Source organism: Candidatus Symbiothrix dinenymphae (assembly GCF_001431085.1).
Window position 1 is genome coordinate 1 of record NZ_BBRU01000133.1, and the last position, 808, is coordinate 808.

Below are 808 nucleotides of genomic sequence, written 5' to 3' on the forward strand. Positions count from 1 at the left end.
GGAGTAGCCGGAGTAGCCGGTTTTTCTTCTGCATTTGCTTCCGGTTTTGGGGCAGGCTCCGGCTCCGGTTCCTGTTGATACATGACAACAGGGAGGCATAACGATTCGCGCTCTATCAGATAAAATAGTTGGCGGCGGTCGCCAACATAGCAGACTGTTTTTTGCAAACTGTCGTCGAAACGACTGTCCTGCTGCTTTTTTAAATGGATGGTCAAAAGTACCTGAGCCGTTTGAAAATAGGGATATTTCGCCGTCAATGTGTGCAATTCCGATAGCACATCGCCTTTCTGCGGTGCTTCTCCGGACATCAACTCGATGATTTCTTTCTTTTGCATACCTTTATTACTGAATCAATTATCAAAAAGAGAATCCACAAATGTACGTTTTCTAAACACTTGCAAATCGTCCAAGCCTTCGCCGATGCCAATGTATTTGACCGGTATTTGCAACTGGTCGGAAATGCCGATGACAACGCCGCCTTTGGCTGTCCCGTCCAATTTTGTGATGGCTAAAGCGGTGATTTCTGTGGCTTTAGAAAATTCGTTTGCCTGATTGTAGGCGTTTTGACCGGTGGAGCCGTCCAACACCAGCAACACCTCGTCAGGGGCAGTGGGAACGACTTTTTTCATCACATTTTTGATTTTTGTAAGCTCGTTCATCAGCCCTGTTTTGTTGTGGAGCCTGCCTGCTGTGTCTATAATTACCACATCTGCCTTATTTGCCACTGCCGAACTTAGCGTGTCAAATGCCACCGAGGCAGAGGCCGGCGAATAAAAAGTCCGTCATTGCGGGCTTGACCCCATTATAT

2 pseudogenes are annotated in these 808 nt (G+C 47.2%); both read right to left on the reverse strand.

Going from position 1 to position 808, the window contains the following annotated elements:
- Positions 1–335: pseudogene (locus ASC50_RS02075) on the reverse strand (hypothetical protein); the annotation flags it as partial.
- A 15-nt stretch (positions 336–350) separates the two neighbouring features.
- Positions 351–758 (reverse strand): annotated as a pseudogene (locus tag ASC50_RS02080) (signal recognition particle-docking protein FtsY); the annotation flags it as partial.
- Positions 759–808: the final 50 nt, after the last annotated feature.